The 20,174-nt window shown below is 67.4% G+C and carries 15 protein-coding genes; 5 read left to right on the top strand and 10 right to left on the bottom strand.

All coding sequences use genetic code 11. The annotated features are described in order from the left end of the window. Window positions 1–11: 11 nt before the first annotated feature. Genes gmd through BKA02_RS10085 form a run of 3 tightly spaced genes read left to right on the top strand, consistent with a single transcriptional unit; the run spans window position 12 to window position 3,166 of the window. On the top strand, window positions 12–1,040 hold the full coding sequence (gene gmd, locus BKA02_RS10095; protein ID WP_179433691.1) for a GDP-mannose 4,6-dehydratase: 1,029 nt from the start codon (window positions 12–14) through the stop codon (window positions 1,038–1,040). A gap of 6 nt (window positions 1,041–1,046) precedes the next feature. Beyond that, window positions 1,047–1,985, top strand: a complete 939-nt coding sequence (locus tag BKA02_RS10090) for an NAD-dependent epimerase/dehydratase family protein (protein ID WP_179433689.1) — start codon at window positions 1,047–1,049, stop codon at window positions 1,983–1,985. After that, entirely contained in the window at window positions 1,982–3,166 is a 1,185-nt protein-coding gene (locus tag BKA02_RS10085) for a DegT/DnrJ/EryC1/StrS family aminotransferase (protein ID WP_179433687.1), read from the top strand. Before BKA02_RS10090 ends, BKA02_RS10085 begins: the two co-directional genes overlap by 4 nt. 31 nt (window positions 3,167–3,197) lie before the next feature. Here BKA02_RS10085 and BKA02_RS10080 read toward each other — a convergent pair whose 3' ends face one another. Genes BKA02_RS10080 through BKA02_RS10065 form a run of 4 tightly spaced genes read right to left on the bottom strand, consistent with a single transcriptional unit; the run spans window position 3,198 to window position 7,501 of the window. After that, entirely contained in the window at window positions 3,198–4,292 is a 1,095-nt protein-coding gene (locus BKA02_RS10080; protein ID WP_179433685.1) for a glycosyltransferase, read from the bottom strand. An 18-nt stretch (window positions 4,293–4,310) separates the two neighbouring features. Then, window positions 4,311–5,399, bottom strand: a complete 1,089-nt coding sequence (locus BKA02_RS10075) for an acyltransferase family protein (RefSeq protein ID WP_179433683.1) — start codon at window positions 5,397–5,399, stop codon at window positions 4,311–4,313. Continuing rightward, on the bottom strand, window positions 5,396–6,532 hold the full coding sequence (locus BKA02_RS10070; protein WP_179433681.1) for an NAD-dependent epimerase/dehydratase family protein: 1,137 nt from the start codon (window positions 6,530–6,532) through the stop codon (window positions 5,396–5,398). The genes BKA02_RS10075 and BKA02_RS10070 overlap by 4 nt, the downstream gene beginning before the upstream one ends. A gap of 51 nt (window positions 6,533–6,583) precedes the next feature. Next, a complete protein-coding gene (locus tag BKA02_RS10065; protein WP_179433679.1) occupies window positions 6,584–7,501 on the bottom strand; it encodes a glycosyltransferase in 918 nt (305 codons plus the stop codon). Between the two features lie 106 nt (window positions 7,502–7,607). On the opposite strand from BKA02_RS10065, the gene BKA02_RS10060 reads away from it, so the two are divergent. Next, window positions 7,608–9,140 carry a DUF2142 domain-containing protein gene (locus BKA02_RS10060; protein ID WP_179433677.1) on the top strand — a complete coding sequence of 511 codons (1,533 nt, stop codon included), beginning with the start codon at window positions 7,608–7,610 and terminating at the stop codon, window positions 9,138–9,140. Here BKA02_RS10060 and BKA02_RS10055 read toward each other — a convergent pair. Continuing rightward, window positions 9,071–10,885, bottom strand: coding sequence for a glycosyltransferase (locus BKA02_RS10055; RefSeq protein WP_179433675.1), 1,815 nt, complete (start codon window positions 10,883–10,885; stop codon window positions 9,071–9,073). The two genes, BKA02_RS10060 and BKA02_RS10055, sit on opposite strands and share 70 nt — an antisense overlap. Beyond that, window positions 10,882–11,784 carry a glycosyltransferase gene (locus BKA02_RS10050; RefSeq protein ID WP_179433673.1) on the bottom strand — a complete coding sequence of 301 codons (903 nt, stop codon included), beginning with the start codon at window positions 11,782–11,784 and terminating at the stop codon, window positions 10,882–10,884. The genes BKA02_RS10055 and BKA02_RS10050 overlap by 4 nt, the downstream gene beginning before the upstream one ends. A 122-nt stretch (window positions 11,785–11,906) precedes the next feature. On the opposite strand from BKA02_RS10050, the gene BKA02_RS10045 reads away from it, so the two are divergent. Then, complete coding sequence (locus tag BKA02_RS10045; protein WP_179433671.1) at window positions 11,907–14,078, top strand: glycosyltransferase family protein; 2,172 nt, start codon at window positions 11,907–11,909, stop codon at window positions 14,076–14,078. 35 nt (window positions 14,079–14,113) lie between these two features. Here the strand turns inward: BKA02_RS10045 and BKA02_RS10040 are convergent, their stop codons facing one another. The 4 genes from BKA02_RS10040 to BKA02_RS10025 form a co-directional block, all read right to left on the bottom strand. Further along, a complete protein-coding gene (locus BKA02_RS10040) occupies window positions 14,114–15,310 on the bottom strand; it encodes an ABC transporter ATP-binding protein (protein ID WP_179433669.1) in 1,197 nt (398 codons plus the stop codon). After that, the gene (locus tag BKA02_RS10035) at window positions 15,310–16,215 is read right to left on the bottom strand and encodes an ABC transporter permease (protein WP_246286012.1); all 906 of its coding nucleotides are present in this window, start codon (window positions 16,213–16,215) and stop codon (window positions 15,310–15,312) included. Before BKA02_RS10035 ends, BKA02_RS10040 begins: the two co-directional genes overlap by 1 nt. Window positions 16,216–16,280: 65 nt before the next feature. After that, window positions 16,281–18,224: a rhamnan synthesis F family protein gene (locus tag BKA02_RS10030; RefSeq protein WP_179433667.1), complete on the bottom strand. Its 1,944-nt coding sequence runs from the start codon at window positions 18,222–18,224 to the stop codon at window positions 16,281–16,283. Then, window positions 18,221–20,140, bottom strand: coding sequence for a rhamnan synthesis F family protein (locus BKA02_RS10025; protein ID WP_246286011.1), 1,920 nt, complete (start codon window positions 20,138–20,140; stop codon window positions 18,221–18,223). Before BKA02_RS10025 ends, BKA02_RS10030 begins: the two co-directional genes overlap by 4 nt. Between the last annotated feature and the right edge of the window lie 34 nt (window positions 20,141–20,174).

Below are 20,174 nucleotides of genomic sequence, written 5' to 3'. Positions count from 1 at the left end.
GCCTTCGCCTCATGACCGACAGCCAGTCGCCCAAGCGCGCACTCATCACCGGCATCACCGGCCAGGATGGCAGTTACCTCGCCGAGTTGCTCCTGGAGAAGGGCTACGAGGTGCACGGCCTGATCCGCCGGTCGTCCTCGTTCAACACTCAGCGCATCGATCACGTCTACCAGCCGGCCCAGGCCGAGGACCATCGCCTCTTCCTTCACTTCGCCGACCTCGCAGACGGTTCCCGTCTGGTCACGCTTCTCAACGAGATCCAGCCGCACGAGGTGTACAACCTGGCCGCGCAGTCCCACGTCCGTGTCAGTTTCGACGAACCCGAATACACGGGCGACATCACCGGAATGGGTACGACCCGGCTGCTCGAAGCGATCAGGGCGGCGCACATCGACTGCCGCTTCTATCAGGCATCCAGTTCCGAGATGTTCGGCGCGACCCCGCCGCCGCAGAACGAGGAGACGCCGTTCTACCCGCGTTCGCCCTATGGCGTCGCCAAGGTCTACTCGTACTGGATCACTCGGAACTACCGCGAGGCCTACGACCTCTTCGCGGTCAACGGCATCCTGTTCAACCACGAGTCCCCGCGACGCGGCGGAACGTTCGTCACGCGCAAGATCACCAGGGCAGTGGCACGCATCAAGGCCGGCCTCCAGGACGAGCTCTACCTGGGCAACCTCGACGCCGTGCGCGACTGGGGCTATGCGCCGGAGTACGTCGAGGGCATGTGGCGCATGCTCCAGCACGACGAGCCGACGGACTATGTGCTCGCCACCAACACCGCGTACACGGTGAAGGACTTCCTGCAGTTCTCCTTCGCGCACGCCGGTCTCGACTGGGAGAAGCACGTTCGCTTCGATGAGCGCTACCTGCGCCCGACCGAGGTCGACGCGCTGATCGGCGACTACGGCAGGGCAAAGGATCTCCTCGGATGGGAGCCCAAGGTCCTCACACCGCGCCTCGCGCAGATCATGGTCGACGCCGACGTCGCCGCCCTCGAGATCGAGGGCAGGCACTTCGTCGATCAGGTTCAGAGCTGACGCCACGTGCGCGTCCTGCTGACCGGTGCGGGCGGCATGCTCGGCTCCAGCATCGCCGAGGCATGGCAACGCCAACGCCCCGATGACGAGATCGTCGGCTGGCGCAGCGCGGACCTCGATCTGCGCGATGCTGCGGCGACCCGTGCTGCGATGAGCGACTGCGCACCTGACCTCGTCATCCATGCCGCCGCCAGAGTGGGGGGTATCGCCGACAAGGTCGCGCGCCCGCTTCCCTATCTGCTCGACAACCTCCGGATCGACTCATCGGTCATCGATGCCGCAACGCGCTCCGATGTCCCGCGCATGCTGTACATCGCGAGCGCCGCCGTCTACCCGGCGTCTGCTACCAACCCGATCCGTGAGGGCCAGCTCTTCTCCGGTCGCCTCGAACCCGCGAACGAAGGCTACGGCCTCGCGAAGCTCGCCGGCCTCACCGCCGTCGGGTACGCCTCCTCGCAGGATGGTCGCGCGTATCGATCGCTGCTTCCGTCCAACCTGTACGGCCCGCGGGACACGTTCCACCCCGAGCGCGCGCATCTCATCGCCTCCGCGCTCCGCAAGACGCACGAGGCCGCCGCACGCGACTCCGAGACCGTCGAGGTCTGGGGAGACGGGACGGCGCGTCGTGAGTTCACCTATGCTCCTGACCTCGCCGGCTGGATCGCGGGCGAGATCGAGAGCATCGATTCCTGGCCGTCGGTCATGAACATCGGCGCCGGCGTCGACCACAGCATCCGCGAGTACTACGAGATCGCCCGTGACGTGGTCGGCTACAGCGGACGGCTCGATTTCGACGAGTCCAAGCCCAGCGGGGTGCCGCAGCGGCTGCTCGATTCCACGTCCGCACGCGAGCATGGATGGCATGCCCAGACGACCATGGCAGACGGCATGACCGCCTGCTACGAGTCCTACCTACGACAGATTGCCGATGGAGACATCCGATGACGAAGACACCCGCCTACCCGCTCGCCACGTCCACCTGGGACGACGCGGAGTACTCCGCGATCCGACGCGTGACGGAGAGCGGTCGGTTCACCATGGGCCCTCTGGTGAAGGAGTTCGAAGGCGCCTTCGCCGCCCATTTCGGCGCCGGGTTCGGTGTCATGGTCAACTCCGGCAGCTCTGCCAACCTCATCGCGGTGGCGGCGGCCGTCGTCGATCCGAGATTCGATCTCGCCCGCGGTGACGAAGTCCTGGTCCCCGCGGTGTCCTGGCCGACGACGTATTACCCCCTGACGCAGTACGGGTTGCGGCCGAAGTTCGTCGACATCGACATCGACACTCTGAACGTCGACCTCGACCTCCTCGAGAAGGCGGTCGGACCTCGCACAAAGGCCGTCTTCGCCGTCAACCTTCTCGGGAACCCGAACGACCTCACACGGCTGCGTGCCCTCGCCGAAGCGCACGGACTGGTTCTTCTCGAGGACAACTGCGAGTCCCTCGGAGCCGTCTCCGACGGCATCGTGACCGGAACCGCGGGACTCGCGGGCACCTTCAGCTCGTTCTTCTCCCACCACATCGCCACGATGGAGGGAGGAATCATCCTGACGGACGACGAACAGCTCTACCAGGAGATGCTCTCGCTGCGCTCGCACGGCTGGACCAGAGACCTGCCTGCCGAGAACCACGTGCACGACAAATCCGGCAACGCCTGGGATGACCTGTTCCGTTTCGTGCTGCCCGGCTACAACGTGCGGCCGCTCGAGATGGAAGGGGCGCTGGGACTGGAGCAGCTCAAGAAGATCCCGGACCTGATCGCCGGTCGCCGCGAGAACGCCGAGTACTTCCAGGAGCGCTTCTCCGGCATCCCCGCCGTCAGACTGCAGAAAGAGACCGGAGAGAGCAGCTGGTTCGGGTTCTCGATGGTCCTGGAGGGCGCACTGGCCGGGCGCCGCGCCGAACTCGTCACCGCCTTCGACGAGGCCGGGATCGAATCGCGCCCCATCGTCGCGGGAAACTTCACCCGCAACCCCGTGATGAAGCACCTCGATGCCATCGTGCCCGACGAGCTGCCCGCCGCCGACAAAGTCCACGTGGACGGGCTGTTCATCGGCAACCATCACTACCCGGTGCGCGACGGTCTCGATCTGGTCGCCGAAACCGTCGAACGGGTCGCCGCGGGCTGACGCCCCGGCTCACGACGAACCGGAACTCCGGTCAACGACCCTTCAGCGCCCGTTCGAACGACGCGAGAGTGCCCCGCGCCGTCCTCTCCCACGAGAAGGCGGCGGCGCGCTCGTATCCGCGCTCCGTCAGCTGAGCCATCAGTTCGGGCGACGTCGCCGCTGTGCGCATCGCGGCGGCGATCGAGTCCAGATCCGTCGGATCGATGAACAGGGCGACATCGCCGACCACCTCGTGGTAGACGGGGATGTCGCTCATCATGACCGGCAGGCCGGCCATCATCGCCTCGAGCGCGGGCAAGGAGAAGCCGTCGGCGAAGGAGGGCATCGCGAGCACGGTCGCCGTCGAGTACAGCTCGCGCATCTCATCGGTATCGACCCAGCTGCGCAGATCCACCCAATCCTGCATCTGCGTCTCTGCCACGACCTCCAGCAACGGGTCATCGCCGTGGCTCCCCGTGACCACGACCCGCGGACGCTCGGCGGGGTCGATGAGCGGCAGCGCGCGGATCAGTGATGGCCAGTTCTTGTGCGGACGTCGGTTTCCGGTCGCGAGCACCATCGGCCCGTTCTCCGACGCGCGCGTGCGGTCGACGCCATCCAGCGGCGTACCGGACAACGGGACGAGGTCGATGCGATCACCAGGAACCTTGAGGTACTGCTGAATCGCCGCGCGCGAGACCTCGCTGATCGTGAGGATGCGCGTCGCGTTCCGCGCCGCGAGACGCTCCATGACCTTGACCGGCTGGGTGTACAGCGGCGTCGACATGTATTGCGGATGGCTCCAGTACAGCATGTCGTGCATGGAGATGACCGCGGGCATCCGAGTGCGAGCGGGCCCGAGAGTCATCGGAGAATGGAGCAGATCCGCCCCCGCCTTCGCGGCTGCGCGTCCGCAGCGCAGCTCTCCCCACGCCCAGGCGAAGCGGTTCTCACCGCTGATCCCCGATGCGATCCCCTCTCCCGGGAACCAGCTCCTGTCCAGTTCCCACCCCTCCTTGCTGAAGTACCCGATGTACTCGTGCTGAGGAGCGAGCGCGCCGAGCTGGGTGTATAGCTCTCGGGCGTACGTCTCCATGCCCCCCTTCTTCCCGGTCAGCGAGAGAAGGTCGACGAAGATGCGTGCCACGGTGAAGTCCTCCGATTGTCAGCTGGCTGCGGGCGCGATGGTCGCGGCGGGCTCGCGTCGGTGCCGCACGCGTTGCATGCTGGGTCGCTCGATGAGGAACCAACTCGCTGCTGCGAGAATCACCGTCCCCACGATCGTGAGAATGATGTACACCACCATGCCCCACCGCAGTCCGCCGGCGAGCACCATCAGCTGCTGGACCGGCCACGCGTAGATGTAGAACCCGTAGGAGATGTCATTCTTCGCGATCCATCGGGGTTGCGGGATCACGGTCGAGAGGAAGAGCAGGCCGTACGTGAGGAACGGCGCCGAGACCTGTCCGCCCCAGCCCGGGACGAGCACGATCAGTGCGACAGCGATGACGATCGTGGCAATGGCGATCCACCGGTTGATGCCGAACCGATCGACGATGAAGTAGGCGCATGCGCCGCCGAGGAAGAAGGGCAGCAGCTTGAACAACAGCCCGAAGCTGGGGTCGAGTCCGAAACGGGCGAGGAATCCGAGGTTCGCCCAGACCAGGACGCTCAGCGCGAAGAGGATGAACGCCGGGAGGATCGAGCGCCGGAACAGCGCCCATGCTCCCAGAACCCAGACCGTGAGGTAGCAGAGGAACTCGTAGTACAGGGTCCACAGCGACCCGTTCCACGCGTTCGGATAGGGCACGGTGTCGAGAGTCGCGCCGATGTCGTAGCTCGACACGGCGAGTCCGAGGTTTCCCCAGACGTATTGGAACGGCGTCACCGGGGTGCTGAGGTATCCCGCGAGCGTGCCGTGCTCCAGCAGCGCCGCGATCGGCCCGAAGAGTCCGGCGGTGACCAGCAGGCAGACGAGGAACGCCGGGTAGATACGGGCGACCCTGTGGAGCAGGTAGTCTCCCGCCGAGGTGCGCAGACGGCTCCTGGTGATGAGGAATCCGCTGAGCACGAAGAATCCGGCGACGGCCCAGCCGCCGAGGTTCTCACCGTGGATCAGCGGCCCGGTCCCCCGCCCTGCGATGTACCAGCTGTGGGCGAACAGCACGATGGCCGCCAAGATGAGACGGAACAGGTTCAGGCTGTTCCGTCGATAGGGATAGGGCTCCCCATCGAGAACCCGTGCGGCACTCACTTCAGCAGATTCCGGGAGGCCATCTCGTCGAGCGACTTCTGATAGGTGTCCTCTTCGACCGGCTCGGTGAGGACCCAATCCACGAAGCGCTGGACCCCCTCGGAGAAGGACGTCGCCGGTTCGAACCCGAGCACGGTGCGGAGGCGTCCGGTATCGGCCACGTTGTGCCTGATGTCCCCGAGACGGTAATTGCCGGTGATATGCGTCGGCACCTCCGTGCGGAAGGCCGTGAACAAGGCTCCGACGACTTCGGTGACCGTCGTGGCCACTCCAGAGCCGACGTTGAGCGTCTCTCCCGGCGCGGACGGGTGCGTGACGGCGAGGAACGTGGCCTCCACGACATCATCGATGTAGACGAAGTCCCGGCTCTCCCGACCGTCTTCGAAGATGTTGATGGCCTTGCCCTGCCGGATCAGCGTCGAGAAGATCGAGAGGATTCCCGTGTACGGGTTCTTCAGCGATTGCCCCGGACCGTAGACGTTCTGATATCGCAGCGCCACCGGCTCGATGCCGATGGTCGGCGCCACTGTCATGATGAGCGATTCCTGCATCTGCTTGGTGATGCCGTACACCGAGGACGGATGCAGCTTCGCGGACTCGTCGGTGGGGATCAGCGTCAGCTCGCCTTCGCCGGGCATGTGGACCTGGAAGTCGCCGGCCGCCATGTCGTCGTCGGCACGGTGTGACGGGTACACCGTGCGCCCGTCGGCGGTGCGGTAGGAGCCCTCGCCGTAGATGGAGCGCGAAGAGGCGATGACGATGCGCTTGACCATGTGCGGCTCGTTCGTCAGAAGGTCGAGCAGTCGCGCCGTGCCACCGACGTTCGCCTCGACGTAGCGGTCGATCTCATACATCGACTGACCCGTCCCGGTCTCCGCCGCGAGGTGGACGACGGCGGTGACTCCGACCAGAGCGTCGCGCAGTGCATCGCGGTCGGTGACCGATCCGCGCTTGACCGTGGCGATCCCGTCGAGAGACCGCAGCAACGACGAGGTCTTCTCCGGCTCGTCTCCGTGCACCTGCGGGATCAGGGCGTCCAGAACCGTCACCTCATGACCTTCGGAGACCAGCCGGCGTGCGAGTCGTGAGCCGATGAAGCCGGCACCACCGGTGATGAGGACGTGTTCAGTCATGGAAGCGGATCTCCCGTCGTACGGATGCGCGCGCGTCGCGGCCGCAAGATGTCACGGCGCGAAGATATGGGACAGCGTCGATTGTATCCCGGCGCTTGTTCCTCGCCTGAGGACCATCGGGAGCTCGGAGACTCCGTGCAATCGGGACATCAGGCGGACTCGCGCAGTGCGCCGCGTGCGCGACCAGCCCTGCCGATCGGCGATCCTGACGGCCTCGGCGTAGTACGTGCGCTCGTCCCGAAACCGTCGACCGTCGAGGAGGGTCTTCTGAGAGGCGCTGCCTGCATGGCGCCGGTAGGAGAAGGCCGCCTCGGGATTGAAGGCGAGCGTGCCTCCGTCGAAGGCGATGTCCATCAGCAGCGCGAGATCCTGGATGATGGGCAACCCGTCGCGAAAGTCGATGCGTCGCAGCGTCTCCGTCTTGAATGTGAGGGAGGGCCAGTACAGCCAGTCTCCGCGGATCAGGCTCGTGGCCATCGCCTGCCCCGAGAGCACCGCGATGCCTTCGCCGCCTCGCGGGGCGAGCAGTCCTTGCTTGACGCGATCGGCGAGCGGACGCACGAGTGATCCGTGCTCGTCGATCACCTGGACTCCCGGCTGGATCACATCCGCGTCCGGCACCACGTGGAGCGTGCGGCTGATCGTGTCGAGGTAGTTCGGGTGCAGCAGATCGTCGCAACCGAGGATCGTGATGTAGTCGCCCTGAGCGCGCCGGATCGCTTCGCGGTAGTTCTCCGTGATTCCGAGATTGTGCTCGTTGCGCACGTACACGATGCGATCGTCATCGAGCGCTGCGAAGTGCGCGGCGACGGAGTCGTCGGGATAGCAGTCGTCGAGGATCGTCATGCGCCAGTCGACGATGTGCTGGCGACGCACCGACTCGATCGTTTCGTAGAGAAGCGCGGGATCCCCCCAGAAGGGAACGAAGATCTCGGGGATGACAGAAGGAGGAGTGCTCGCGCGCGCCATCGATTCCACCCATCTCCGGAGGCGCCGCATGCCGCCGTTCCGCTGTCTCGCTCGTGCCGAATGTCCGTCCAAGATCCTATCCCGCGCTCGGGATAGGATGCCATTCGTGCAGGCTCAGCGGAACGGTCGTCGTCGGATTCTCCTTCTCGCGACGGCTCCCGTCCTTCTCCTGATCACCCTGATCATGTGGGCTCTCGCCTCACCCGTGGGCTCGAGTCCCGACGACAACTTCCATCTGCCGTCGATCTGGTGCGGTCTGGGCGACCGCGACGGACTGTGCGAAGCCGCGCCCGACGCCGTCGACGGTGCGAGGCAGGTTCCCGCCTCGCTCATCACGGCGAGCTGCTACGCATTCGCTCCGGAGCAGAGCGGCGACTGCTGGAATCCCCAGGACGACGAGATGCACGTCGTCGAGCGGCTGAACACCCAGCGACTCTACCCCCCGCTGTTCTACGCGGCGATGTCGGTCTTCGCCGGCCCCGATGTCGAAGCGTCCGTCATGGCGATGAGGATCGCCAACTCGGTGCTGTTCGTCGGCTTCCTGACAGCAGTGTTCTGCGCGCTTCCCAGACGGCTGCGGCCGCCCCTTGTGATCTCGGCGCTCGCGACCATCGTCCCGCTCGGACTGTTCATCATCCCGTCGACGAATCCCACGTCGTGGACGCTGCTGTCCACCGCCACCGTATGGGTGACGTTCCTCGGAGGACTGCAGAGCACCGGTCGACAACGACTCGTCCTCTTCGGTCTCTCGGCCGTGGCAACGCTGCTCGGCGCCGGAGCTCGAGCCGACGCCGCGGCATTCGCCGTCTTCGGAGTGATCGTGGCATGCGTTCTCGGCCTCCGCAGGCGTGATCGATCGCTCATCCTCACGGCAGCGGCCGCGCTGATCGTCGTCGTCATCAGCATCGGCTTCTATCTCAGTTCGGGACAGAGCGGCGCTGTCGTCTCCGGTCTCGCCCCCGACCAGGTCCCACTAACATTCGCACAGCACCTCAAGAATCTGCTCGAGATCCCGACGCTGTGGGTCGGAGCGCTCGGCGGGTGGGGTCTGGGCTGGCTGGACACCCTGATGCCGGGGAGCGTCACGGTCCTCGCGACTGCGGTGTTCTTCGGAGTGATCGCCATCGGCATCCATCGGCTCGATGGGCGCAAGACCACCGCTCTCGTGCTCGCCGTGGGTGCCGCCTGGGGGGTGCCGTTCGTGCTGCTCGCACAGTCGAACGCCGTCGTGGGCACGCAGGTGCAGCCGCGCTACATCCTGCCGCTCCTGGTCATTCTCATCGGCGTCGCCGTCGTCGGCACGGACGCGACGCGCACGTGGCGTGGTGCCCGACTCCTGGTATCGGGAATCGCGCTCACAGCCGCGATGGGCCTCGCTCTGCACACGAACATCCGCCGCTACACGACCGGCGTGGACGATCAAGCGCTCGATCCCGGCGAAAGAGCGGAATGGTGGTGGACGGTCGCGCCGTCTCCACTCGCCACGCTGCTGATCGCCGTGATCGCGTTCGCAGGCGTCTTCGTGGTGCTCGAACTCGCCCTTCGCTCACCGGCGCGGCAATCGGCCGTTCAGGCCGAGGAGTCGAACACGCCTTCCCAGGCCGCGGGTGAGGCCAGCCTCGGAGCGGCTGCGCCGTAACGACGACCGAGCCGCCGCCAACGCCCGGCAGTGCGCAGGTGCAGGCGAAGAGCGTCGGCGATGAGCCGCGCCGCCAATCGGCGGTCACGACGCATCACGAACGCACCGCGTCCGGTGGCGCTGCGCACCCGTGCCGCGTCGAGCACGCCGAGACTCCACCACTTGCCCTCGGTGCGTTCGAGCTCGACGCGGGGCGCCGCCGACGCGGGTACCGACCGGAGCTGATGCAGGAGAACCCGGCCCAGTCGCGTCGCGAGTCCCGCGATCCCGGTGGGGCGCGACGGCGCCCGTGCCGCATCGGGGATCGGCTCGAGGTCGGCATCGGGCACGACGACCTGCCCCATTCTCGCGAGCAGATCGCGTGCGGCGCCGACGCGCGTGGTGAGGGTGGCGAACAGGGCGTCGGGTCCGGCGAGTACGTCGCGCAGCGCGTGGTGCCGCAGCGCGGCCGAGCCGTACTGACCGCAGAGCACGTGGTTGACGTCTTGTGCGAACGATCGCAGCAGCAGCCCCGACCCGCGCCACGACGTTCCGTGCAGCAGTGCGGTCACGACACGATTGCGCAGCTGGTAGTAGGCCTGCCAGTCCAGCCCGTCGTCTTTCGCCGTCCACGGCACGTGCCAGATGGCCGCACCGGGAAGAGTCACCGTGCGATGGCCGGCCTGTGCCGCGCGCAACCCGTACTCCGCATCGTCCCATTTGAGGAACAGTGGCAGAGAGACGCCGATCTCGCGGATGACGGCGGTCGGGATGAGGCACATCCACCACCCGTTGTAATCGACCGGCGCCTGCCGCTGCAGTGCCGGGGTGGCCTCCAGCGGGTGCTCCGCGAGATCCGCCGCCACGAGATCCGGTTCGGTGGAATGCCACCACATCGCGCGGCGGTCCACGACCTCGCCCATCGAGTGCAGCACCGTCGGATCGAGCAGGCTCAGCATCTGCGCGCCGACGATCGGGGCGTCGCGAGCGACGGACGCGAAGGCGCACATCCGGTGGATCGCCTCGGGCTCGAGCATGACGTCGTCGTCGAGCACCAGCACGTGGGTCGCCCCGGCGCCGAGCGCTTCGATCATGCCTCTGCTGAACCCTCCGGAGCCGCCGAGGTTGTCCTGTTCGATCAGACGCACGGCGACGTCCGGCGCGAGGGCACGCACATCGCCGCTCGCCGAGACCTTCTCGCCGCCCTGATCGACGACGACGACCTCGTGCAGCAGACCCGGCAGCCCGTCGGTGCCCAGCGCGGCGATGAGCCGCCGGCAGTCGTCGACGCGGTTCATGGTCGTGATGGCGACGGACGGGCGCACCTCCCGGTGCTCGTCCGCCTCGATCCGCCACTCCGCGTCGTAGAGCTCCGCCGCCTCCGTCGCGGCCGAGACCTCGAACCAGACCCACGCGGCATCGTCGGGCACCTCCACCGAGATCGAGACCTCGCCCGTGGCCGCAGCGTCCTCGCTCGCGGTGAAGAGGCGGCCGCTCCTGACGACCCCGCGCACCGTCAGCGTCAGGCTGCCGTCGATGCGCATGCGCAAGGAGAGGGCGCGCATGCTCGTGTACTCGGCCCAGATGCCCACCGGCATCGCGTTGACGTAGGTCGCGAATGACACGCGCGCTCCCGCGGGGATGCGGCCCCGGCGGCGATCGAGCGCCGTCACCTCGCCGCGGGCGTACAGCGCGAAGGCGTCCTGGCGTTCCGCGGGCGGGAAGACGATCCGCTGCGCCGTCAGCCCGCTCGCCTCGGCCGTCACCGGCCGTCTCTCCGCCGCCGGCGCACCTCGCGCACGGCCCCGGCCAGGCGCTGCCCGAGGGTGCGGCGCTCGTCGAGCTGGCGCCCCACCTCGTCCTGCACGAGCCTGGCGAGGTACAGCACGAGCCCGTCGCCGTGCTCCTGCACATAGGTGCGCAGCGCCTCGTCGCGGATCATGCGGTCGTAGTACTCGTGATCGTCGGCGAGCACGAACATGCTGTTGCCGAGCGCTCCATCGACCCCGCGGCGCTGCATCCAGTACGCGCGCACCTCTCCGCCGAGGTAGCCGATCGGATGACGCCGGGACACCCGCAGATTGAACTCCCAGTCCTCCGCGGCGTGGACGTCTTCGCGGTACGGCCCCACCTCGTCGTGCACGGCGCGCCGGTACAGGTAGGCGATGGGCACGAACCGGTTGACCTGCAGCAGATCGGCGTAGGTGATGCTGGTCATCCCGGCCCAGAACGGCACGCGCGAGACCTCGACGAACCCGTCGCCCTCGGGCCGCTCGTAGACGATCTCCGTGGGCGCGACCACGCCGATGTCACCGGGATGCGCGTCGAGCCAGGCGACGGCATCGGCGAGGAAGGCGGGATGCCAGAGATCGTCGTCGTCGTGCAGGATCGCGAACTCGGTGTCGAGCCGGTCCAGACCCGCGTTCGCCGCCGCGGAACGGCCCGTGGAGACCTCGCGGTGGACGACGGAGAACCGGGCGCGATCCGCGGCGTCGAGCGCGTCGATCACGGCGTCGACGGCCTTCGGATCGCCCGCATCGTCGACGATCACCGCATGCCAGCTCTCATACTGCTGGGCGAGGATGTCGTCGATCGCTCGGGAGAGGAGCGCGGGGCGATCCTTCGTCCTCACGACGATGCCGATGCGCGCAGACGATTCGGGCACGGATTCTCCTGTCGAGCTGCGGTTCGGCCGGTTGTCCGAGGCTACCACTGCGCCCTTCGGCACCCGCTGATTCGGCACGGCGCCCTCGGCGGACGACATCGCCCGCCGCTTAGACTTCGTGGGTGCGCACCCTCCTGAGACGACTGTGGCGTTCGTCGCGATCCGTCCCCGCCCTGGGTGCGCTTCTGCGCACGCTCGACCGCGCCTGGTGGGCCAGGACGATCCGGCACACCGGCCTGGTCGACACCGACTTCGTCGCGCTCCAGCTCGGGCGGCCCGTCACCGCCGCGCAGGCGATCCGCCGCTATGTGCGCGGCGGCCACGCCCGGGGGCTCAGCCTCAACCCGCTCGTGCTGGAACGACTCGTCTCCGCGCAGCTGCCGGATGCCGACCGCGTGCCCGCGCTGTACGCGTACCTCGTCGCCGACACCGCCGAGATCTCGACGAGCCCCGTGTGGTCGGCCCCCGCCCACGCTGCGGCCCACCCTGACGCACTGCGCTCGCCCGGAGGGCCCGTCGGCGACGCCTGGCGGCGAGCGCTGCGCGGCGAGACCCTGCCGCTGCGCGCCGGACGGCGAACGCGCGACGCCACACGCGAAGAGATCCTCGACGCCGCCCGCGGCGCACTCGTCGCGCACGAGACCGGCTCCGACGCGGGCGCTGCGGCATTCCCCGGCTCCGTCGCCGATGCGATCGTGTGGCGCCTGGATGCGACCGACGACGACGGCACTGCGCTCTCGGTGCTCTCCGACGTGCTCGCCGAGGGCCACGACGACAGCGCGGCGCTGGTGTGCCTCGGCGCAGCCCCGGCCGATGTGCGCATCGCCGCGGGTCTGCTCGCGCTCGTCGACGGGCGCGTCGCGCTCACGGGCGTCGCCCCTCCGGTCGCGGATATCGAGGCGGCCTCGCCTCTGGGCACTCTGCTGACCGTGCGCGCCGGGGGTGCGCGGGCCTGCGCCGACGCCGTGAACGCCGTGCGCGCGGCCGGTCGGCAGCGGCCGAGCGGTCTGCTCTGGCTCAGCCCGACGGGCACGATCGCCTCGGCGGGCCTCGTCGCCGGCGACGTCACGGCGGGCACGACGGCCCACCCGCTGCTGCACGGCTTCCCCCGCGAAGACCTCGCATCCTTCGGAGAGGCCGTCGACGTCGCGGCCATCGACTCCCCCGTCCGCGCGCACCTGGTCGGCGCCGCCGAGACGCCCCGTACGCTCCTCGACCACACCGTGACACGTCGCGGCGCACCCGCACCGCGCACGCTGCCGGCGGAGATCACGACACCGCGGCCGGCGGGTGCTCCCGGTCGTGGTCTCGCGCTGGAGATCACCGACGCCGGGCCCGTCGTGACCCGGCACCGTGAGACCACGACGCTGCCCGACGGTCGCACGGTTCCGCGCCTGCGCTGGGCGATCAGGACCGCGGCTCCCGCCGGGGGAGCCGGCCGGTCTTGGGGCGACACGCACTTCGCCCGCGGGATCGCCACCGCGCTCGAGCGGCTCGGCCAGTACGTCGCCGTCGATGCGCGGCCCGCGACGTCGCGTGCGTCGAGCGCGCTCGACGACGTCTCTCTCACGCTGCGCGGACCCCATCCGCTCGCCCCTCCCCCCACCGGCGTGCGGATGCTGTGGATCATCAGCCACCCCGACGAGATCACGGCGGAGGAGGTCGCCCGGTTCGACATCGTGCACGCCGCCTCGGCCCCGTGGGCGGCACAGGCCGCAGAGCGCTGGGCCCGACCCGTGCACCCGCTGCTGCAGTGCACGGACACCACCCGCTTCACGCCCTCGGGAGCGCCCCGCACCGCGGAGCTCGTCTTCGTCGGCACGGCCAGAGGCATAGCCCGGCCCGCTGTCATCGAGCCGCTGCGGGCGGGCGCACCGCTGCGCGTGTACGGACCCGACTGGCGCGGCTACATCGCCGCGAGCGCCATCGCCGCCACGCACGTGCCCAACGATGAGCTGCCACGGCTGTACGAGGCGGCGGGCGCCGTGCTCAACGACCACTGGCCCGCGATGCAGCGCGAGGGATTCGTCTCCAACCGGCTCTTCGACGTCGTGGCCGCGGGCGGTCGGGCGATCAGCGACGATGTCGAGGGGATCGCGGAGCTCTTCGGCGGGGCAGTGCGCACCTACCGCTCCGAGCAGGAACTGCGCGAGCTGGTGACCGGCGACCTTGACGCCCTCTTCCCCGCCGAGCACGACCTGTCCGCGATCTCCGCGCGGATTCGTGAGAAGCACTCCTTCGACGCGCGCGCCGCAACGCTCCTCGAGGCCGCGCTGACCCGACTGCAGGGCTGAGCGGCCCCCGCCCCGGGCCATCGCGCCTCGCGTACTCAGTCGCGGGCGTGCGTACCCGGCACGAACACGACGGCCGACGACGACCCGAGCGTGCCCTCGCCGCCCTCCACGTTCAGCAGGGCGGCCTGCATGAGCGCGTGGGTGCTGACCTCGCTGACGCCGGCGACATTGGCGTTGACGAAGTACTGGCCCCGACCGATCCGAAGACTCTCGATTCGCAGATCTACGGTGGCCGATCCGTCGATCGGGTCGAGAGTGCGCCCGAGCAGTTCGGTATTCGAGGCGAGCACCATGTGCCCGAAGGGCGTATCGATGCTGAACCCGACGTCCCAGCGCTCGAACGGATGCTCCGCGCTCACGTGCACACGAAGGGTGAGGGGATCGCCTGTCGCGATCGTGTCGGCAACACGCCCCTCCGCATCGAAGAGCTCCACCTTCTGCACCTGGATCGGCTGAGCGTCGGAAGCGCTCTTCGACGTCCTGCGACGAAGCTCGAGCGAGGTGCGCAGAGCGCGGATCGCCTCATTCGTGTCGCCGTCGTGCACGATCCGCCCTTCGCTGAGCACGATTCCTCGGTCGCACAGCTCGGCGACCTGCTGGGCGGAGTGGCTCACGAGCACGATCGTGCGCCCCTCGGCGCGGAACTGCGCGATGCGGTCCATGCACTTGCGCTGGAAGGTCTCGTCGCCCACGGCCAGCACCTCGTCGACGAGGAGGATGTCGGGGTCGGTGTGCACGGCCACGGCGAAGGCCAGGCGCACGTACATGCCCGAGGAGTAGAACTTCACGGCCGAGTCGATGAACGAGCCGATCCCTGCGAACTCGACGATGTCGTCGAAGACGGCGTCGGTCTCCTCCCTCGTGAGGCCGAGGATCGAGGCATTGAGGTACACGTTCTCGCGCCCGGAGAGGTCGGGATGGAACCCCGCACCGAGCTCGAGCAGAGCAGCCATCCTGCCGCGGGTCTGCACCGTCCCCTCCGACGGAGCGATGATTCCGCCGATCAGTTTGAGCAGCGTGGACTTGCCCGAACCGTTGGCTCCGAGCAGTCCCACGGTGGTGCCGGCCGCGATCGACAGGCTCACGTCGTCGACGGCGGTGAAGTTCTGGCGGAACTCCTGGCCGAGCTTTCCGAAGTGGACGATGCGGTCTTTGAGGCTGTTGTCCTTGCGGACCTGAAAGAGCTTGGTGACCCCGTGAAGACGGATGATGTCCGGCCCTGATGTCGTCATCACAGCTCCTGAGCGAAGTTGCCCTGCACCCGGGTGAACACGCGGTGCGCTCCCCAGAGCAGGACGAGGCCGATGATGGTCGCGATGAGCATGCGCAGCGCGAGGTGCTCGGGATAGTCGGCGGCGACGCCCGCACCCCAGAACGCCTTGTGGAAGCCGAGCACGGCGATCGTGAGGGGGTTCGCCGCGTACACCTCGATCATCCACAGCGGCATGTGGAAGCGGTCGATCACGTCGCGCACCATGGCCCACGAGTAGACGATCGGCGACGCCCACATCGCGAGCATGAGCACCACCTCGGTGAGGTACTGCATGTCGCGCAAGTACACGTTCATGGCTGCCAGCAGCAGCCCGAGCGCCGTGCCGTAGACGAGGACGAGCAGCAGCGAGGGGAAGAACCACAGCATCTCGGCGGGCTGCGGCAGCGCTTGGAAGGCGAGTGCCGCGACGAGCAGCACCGCGAGCTGCACGAGGAAGAGGAAGCCTGCCGCGCCGATGCTCGCCAGGGGGAACACCTCGCGAGGAAGATAGATCTTCTTCACCAGGGCGGAGTTTCCGACGATCGATGCTGTCGCCCCGGCGATCATGTCGTTGAAGAAGACATAGAGCGTGAGCCCCGAGAACAGGTAGATCGCGAAGTCGTCGATGCCCTCGGCGGCGCGCAGGAACTGCCCGAGCACGACGAAGTACATGACGAACTGCACGAGGGGTCGGATGACCGACCACAGGAAGCCCAGGAAGCTGTCGCGGTACCGCGCCTGCAGGTCGCGTCGCACGAGCAGCCCGAGCAGCTGGCGGCGCTGGAAGATCTCGCGGATCTTTCCGCCGCTCACCCTGAGCCCTCGCGAATCGATCGTGGAGAAGGGCGCGGCGTCGAGGCGCGCGAAGCGTTCTGTCGTGTCCAAGGCCCTCAGCTCGTCTTGTGATGCATCGTTCGATGCTCGCTCACGATGCAGTCGATCGCGATGCGTCATTCCGCGGCGTCTCTCCGCCCGCGGCGCAGAAGCCCGCGCACCCGCGCGATCTGCCGACGCCCGCTCCGGGCGACCTTGCCCGTCAGGGTGTCGGATGACAGCAGTGTTCGGATGCGCGCACCGGTGCCGGGGAAGTTGATGCGCATGTACATTCTTGCAAAGTCTGCGGCCGATCCCGACCCCACGAATCCGGCGCGCCGAAGCAGCTCGATCTGCTCGTATGCGTATCCAGGGGTCGTCACCGCCATCTCGTCGAGCTTGTACTCCATCGCGGTGTGGCTGATCGAGACGTACTCCGTCGTCGCCACCGTGCGCACGTGATACCCGAGCTCGCCCGCGGCGTACGCCGGGAGACGCTCGAGGATGTGCGCCGTGCCTCCGTCACGATAGGCCTCGGCGCCGCCGAACTGCTCGTAGCGCCACTCGTGCTCGACGAGCAGTCGCAGCGCCTCGGGCCGGGCCACGTACATCGATCCGAACGGGGCCAGAGGTGAGACGTCATCGAGGGGGACGTGGATGCCGAGGTCCGCGGCCAGCTTCTCGGCACCGGGTTTGTTGACCGACCAACCCCGCCCCAGGGTCGGATAGCCGATGTGGATCATCGGCGGGAAGACCATACCCAGCCCCGGTTCGCGCTGGAACAGCGCCACGAGGTTGGCGGTGTAGCCGGAGCCGCCGAGCAGGTTCTCGAACTGCTGCTCCTTGAAGTGCCGGCCCACGTTGTAGCCGTCTTGCGGCGTCTTCTTGGAGTGGATCTTGACGACGAGCTCGTACTCGCCCGAGAGCAGCACGTCGCGGCAGGCGATGAGGAACGCGCTCTGATCGCGCCCGTCGTTCGAGGGCAGCACCCGCACCTCCACGGCGCGGTGACCGCCGGTGCGCGCGTCGATGATCGCCCGGATCTCCTCGGCTCGCTCCGCATCGGGCGTGGTGACGACGAGGTCGTACTCACCGGGCAGGGTGTCGGCGTGATCGAGCATCTCGTCGGTCATCTCCACGTAGAAGATGTGCGCGATCACGACCGTGCGCAGCGGCCGCTCCGGATCATAGGAGAGGTCGATGTCGGGCAGCACCTCGAGCGCGCCGGCGTCGGTGTTGAGGTCTTTCGGCGGGATGGTCCTTGCCGCGTGCTGCCAGAACAGCTCCACCGGATAGCCCAGCTCCTCCGCCTTCTGCAGCGTCCAGCGCCCCACGACGGCGTGGTGGTCGAGGTAGGGCGGCCACTGCATGAAGGGGCGACGCTTGAGCACGGGGCATCCGGCGTCCAGCAGCGCCTCGGCCCGGTAGAGCGAGGCGTTCTTCGTGCCGATCTCGGCGGAGGGGTAGGCGACGTCGTGCACGAACCCGTGCCCCGCGAACACCTCCGTGAACACCGCCTCATGCTTCAACACCGCATCGAAATAATCCGGCATCTCCGCAAGCTCACGCCAATACCGCGCCCACTCCTCCGACAAGAACATCTCACGCCGCACCGCGATCCAGAACGACTGCAGATGATACGGAAGAACACCCTTCCCCGTGAACGGATTCGGCTCCTCACGGGCATGATCCGTCATCCCCCAGAAATGAACAGACCGCTCCCCCATCCGATCGAACACCGCACCATACGGACGCACCGGACCGAACCACGTGTCATTGGTCAGCAGAACCTCATCGAACTCCGCAATCCGATCACCCACATGATCCAACGCATCCTTATGCGCCCAGATATCGAAACCCGAATTCTCCCGCACCAGAATCTCATCCGACACCGGAACCAACGCCGCACGGCCCTCCTCAGACAGAGAACCATTCACCACCACCAGCACATGCGCCGCATGCTCACGCAACCCCGCCAACGCATGAGGCACAAAACCATCCACCCCACCACGCCGATCAAAAACCACATACACGACCAACCGACGACCACCCACCGGAAACACCGACGCCTCCCTGGTCATGAGCGGCCTCCCGTGACGAGACGACGTACGAATCGGATTCCGTGTCCGACGGCTCTCCGAACCGGTCTGAGGACGGGTCTCACTCGCGACACGATTCCTGGATGGTTGAGACGCACGTACATGCGCAACAGATCGAGAGCTCTGCCCTTGTTGACCCATCCCGCCCGCTGCAGGAACTGGATCTGCTCGATGGGGTACCCCGGCGTGGTCGAGGCGAGCTGATCGAGCTTGTACTCCATCGACACGTGGCTGATCCCCGCGTGCTCGGGCGTCAGGATCGTGCGGGCGTGGTAGCCGGCTTCTCCCGCGCCGTACACGACGAGTCGTTCGAGCACCCGGGCGAGATCGGCACGGCGGCGCTTGGTGGGCTTGTCGAACTCCGTGACCTGCCACTCGTGCCGGGTGATCGGTTCGAGCGCCTCCGGGCGGCAGATCCACATGCCGCCCAGCGGCGCCAGCGGTGAGACGCCGTCGAAGGGCACCTGGATGCCGAGGTCGGCCGCGATGCGCTTGGCACGCGGAAGGTAGTAGTCCCAGCCCTTGCCGGGGGTGGCGTAGCCGAGGTGGATCATCGGCGGCATGACGATCCCCAGACCCGGCTCCCTCTGGAACAGCGCGAGCACGTTGGCGACGTAGCCGGGCCCGGCCATGAGGTTGTCGGTCTGGTGCCGCCAGAAATAGCGCTGGGCGTTCGCTGAGCGCTTCTTCGGCACACGGCTGTGGATCTTGACGACCAGGTCGAACTCGCCGCCCACGAGCACGTCGCGCATGCCCACGAAGAACGCGCTCATGTCGCGCCCCAGCGAGGGCACGATGCGCACTTCGTGGCGGAGGCGCTCTGCGGCAGGCGCTTCGTCGAGGCGGAGGCGGATGCGCGCGGCGCCCGCCTCGTCGTGCGTGGAGACGAACAGCACGTGCTCCTGCCCGAGCCGGCCCACCGTCGCGAGGATGTCGTCGATGCGGGCGGGGTCGGGCACATGCGCGATCACCGCGATCCGGAAAGGCCGGGCCGGGTCGTAACCGGTGTCGACATCAGGAAGCACTTCGAGCATGCCCGCATCGGCGTTCAGCGTCTTGGGGGCGACGTTGCGGGCGAGGTTCTGCCAGAGCAGATCGACCGGGTATCCGTAGTCCGCCACCTCGCGCACGACCCGCCGGCCGATCACGGCATGGCGGTCGAGATAGGGCGGGTAGTGGAAGAACTGTCGGCGTTTGAGCAACGGGCAGCCGTCGGCCAGCAGCAGGTCGGCGTTGAACAGCGCCGGGTGATCGGTCGGGTAGTCGGCGGAGGGGTAGGCGACGTCGTGCACGAACCCGTGCCCCGCGAACACCTCCGTGAACACCGCCTCATGCTTCAACACCGCATCGAAATAATCCGGCATCTCCGCAAGCTCACGCCAATACCGCGCCCACTCCTCCGACAAGAACATCTCACGCCGCACCGCGATCCAGAACGACTGCAGATGATACGGAAGAACACCCTTCCCCGTGAACGGATTCGGCTCCTCACGGGCATGATCCGTCATCCCCCAGAAATGAACAGACCGCTCCCCCATCCGATCGAACACCGCACCATACGGACGCACCGGACCGAACCACGTGTCATTGGTCAGCAGAACCTCATCGAACTCCGCAATCCGATCACCCACATGATCCAACGCATCCTTATGCGCCCAGATATCGAAACCCGAATTCTCCCGCACCAGAATCTCATCCGACACCGGAACCAACGCCGCACGGCCCTCCTCAGACAGAGAACCATTCACCACCACCAGCACATGCGCCGCATGCTCACGCAACCCCGCCAACGCATGAGGCACAAAACCATCCACCCCACCACGCCGATCAAAAACCACATACACGACCAACCGACGACCACCCACCGGAAACACCGACGCAGGGGTTGGGCTCGTCATGAACGCATCAGCTCCGAGAGATCGCAGGGACGAC

It is taken from the genome of Microbacterium pseudoresistens (genome assembly GCF_013409745.1).
GTDB classification, from domain to species: domain Bacteria; phylum Actinomycetota; class Actinomycetes; order Actinomycetales; family Microbacteriaceae; genus Microbacterium; species Microbacterium pseudoresistens.
This window is presented reverse-complemented; position numbering and strand designations above follow the sequence as displayed.

Coding starts and splice junctions, on each gene's coding strand:
- BKA02_RS10065 (WP_179433679.1), bottom strand. CDS start 7,501: ATGGCGCGCGCGAGCACTCCTCCTTCTGTCATCCCCGAGATCTTCGTT.
- BKA02_RS10030 (WP_179433667.1), bottom strand. CDS start 18,224: ATGACCAGGGAGGCGTCGGTGTTTCCGGTGGGTGGTCGTCGGTTGGTC.
- gmd (WP_179433691.1), top strand. CDS start 12: ATGACCGACAGCCAGTCGCCCAAGCGCGCACTCATCACCGGCATCACC.
- BKA02_RS10025 (WP_246286011.1), bottom strand. CDS start 20,140: ATGACGAGCCCAACCCCTGCGTCGGTGTTTCCGGTGGGTGGTCGTCGG.
- BKA02_RS10070 (WP_179433681.1), bottom strand. CDS start 6,532: ATGACTGAACACGTCCTCATCACCGGTGGTGCCGGCTTCATCGGCTCA.
- BKA02_RS10085 (WP_179433687.1), top strand. CDS start 1,982: ATGACGAAGACACCCGCCTACCCGCTCGCCACGTCCACCTGGGACGAC.
- BKA02_RS10040 (WP_179433669.1), bottom strand. CDS start 15,310: ATGACGACATCAGGGCCGGACATCATCCGTCTTCACGGGGTCACCAAG.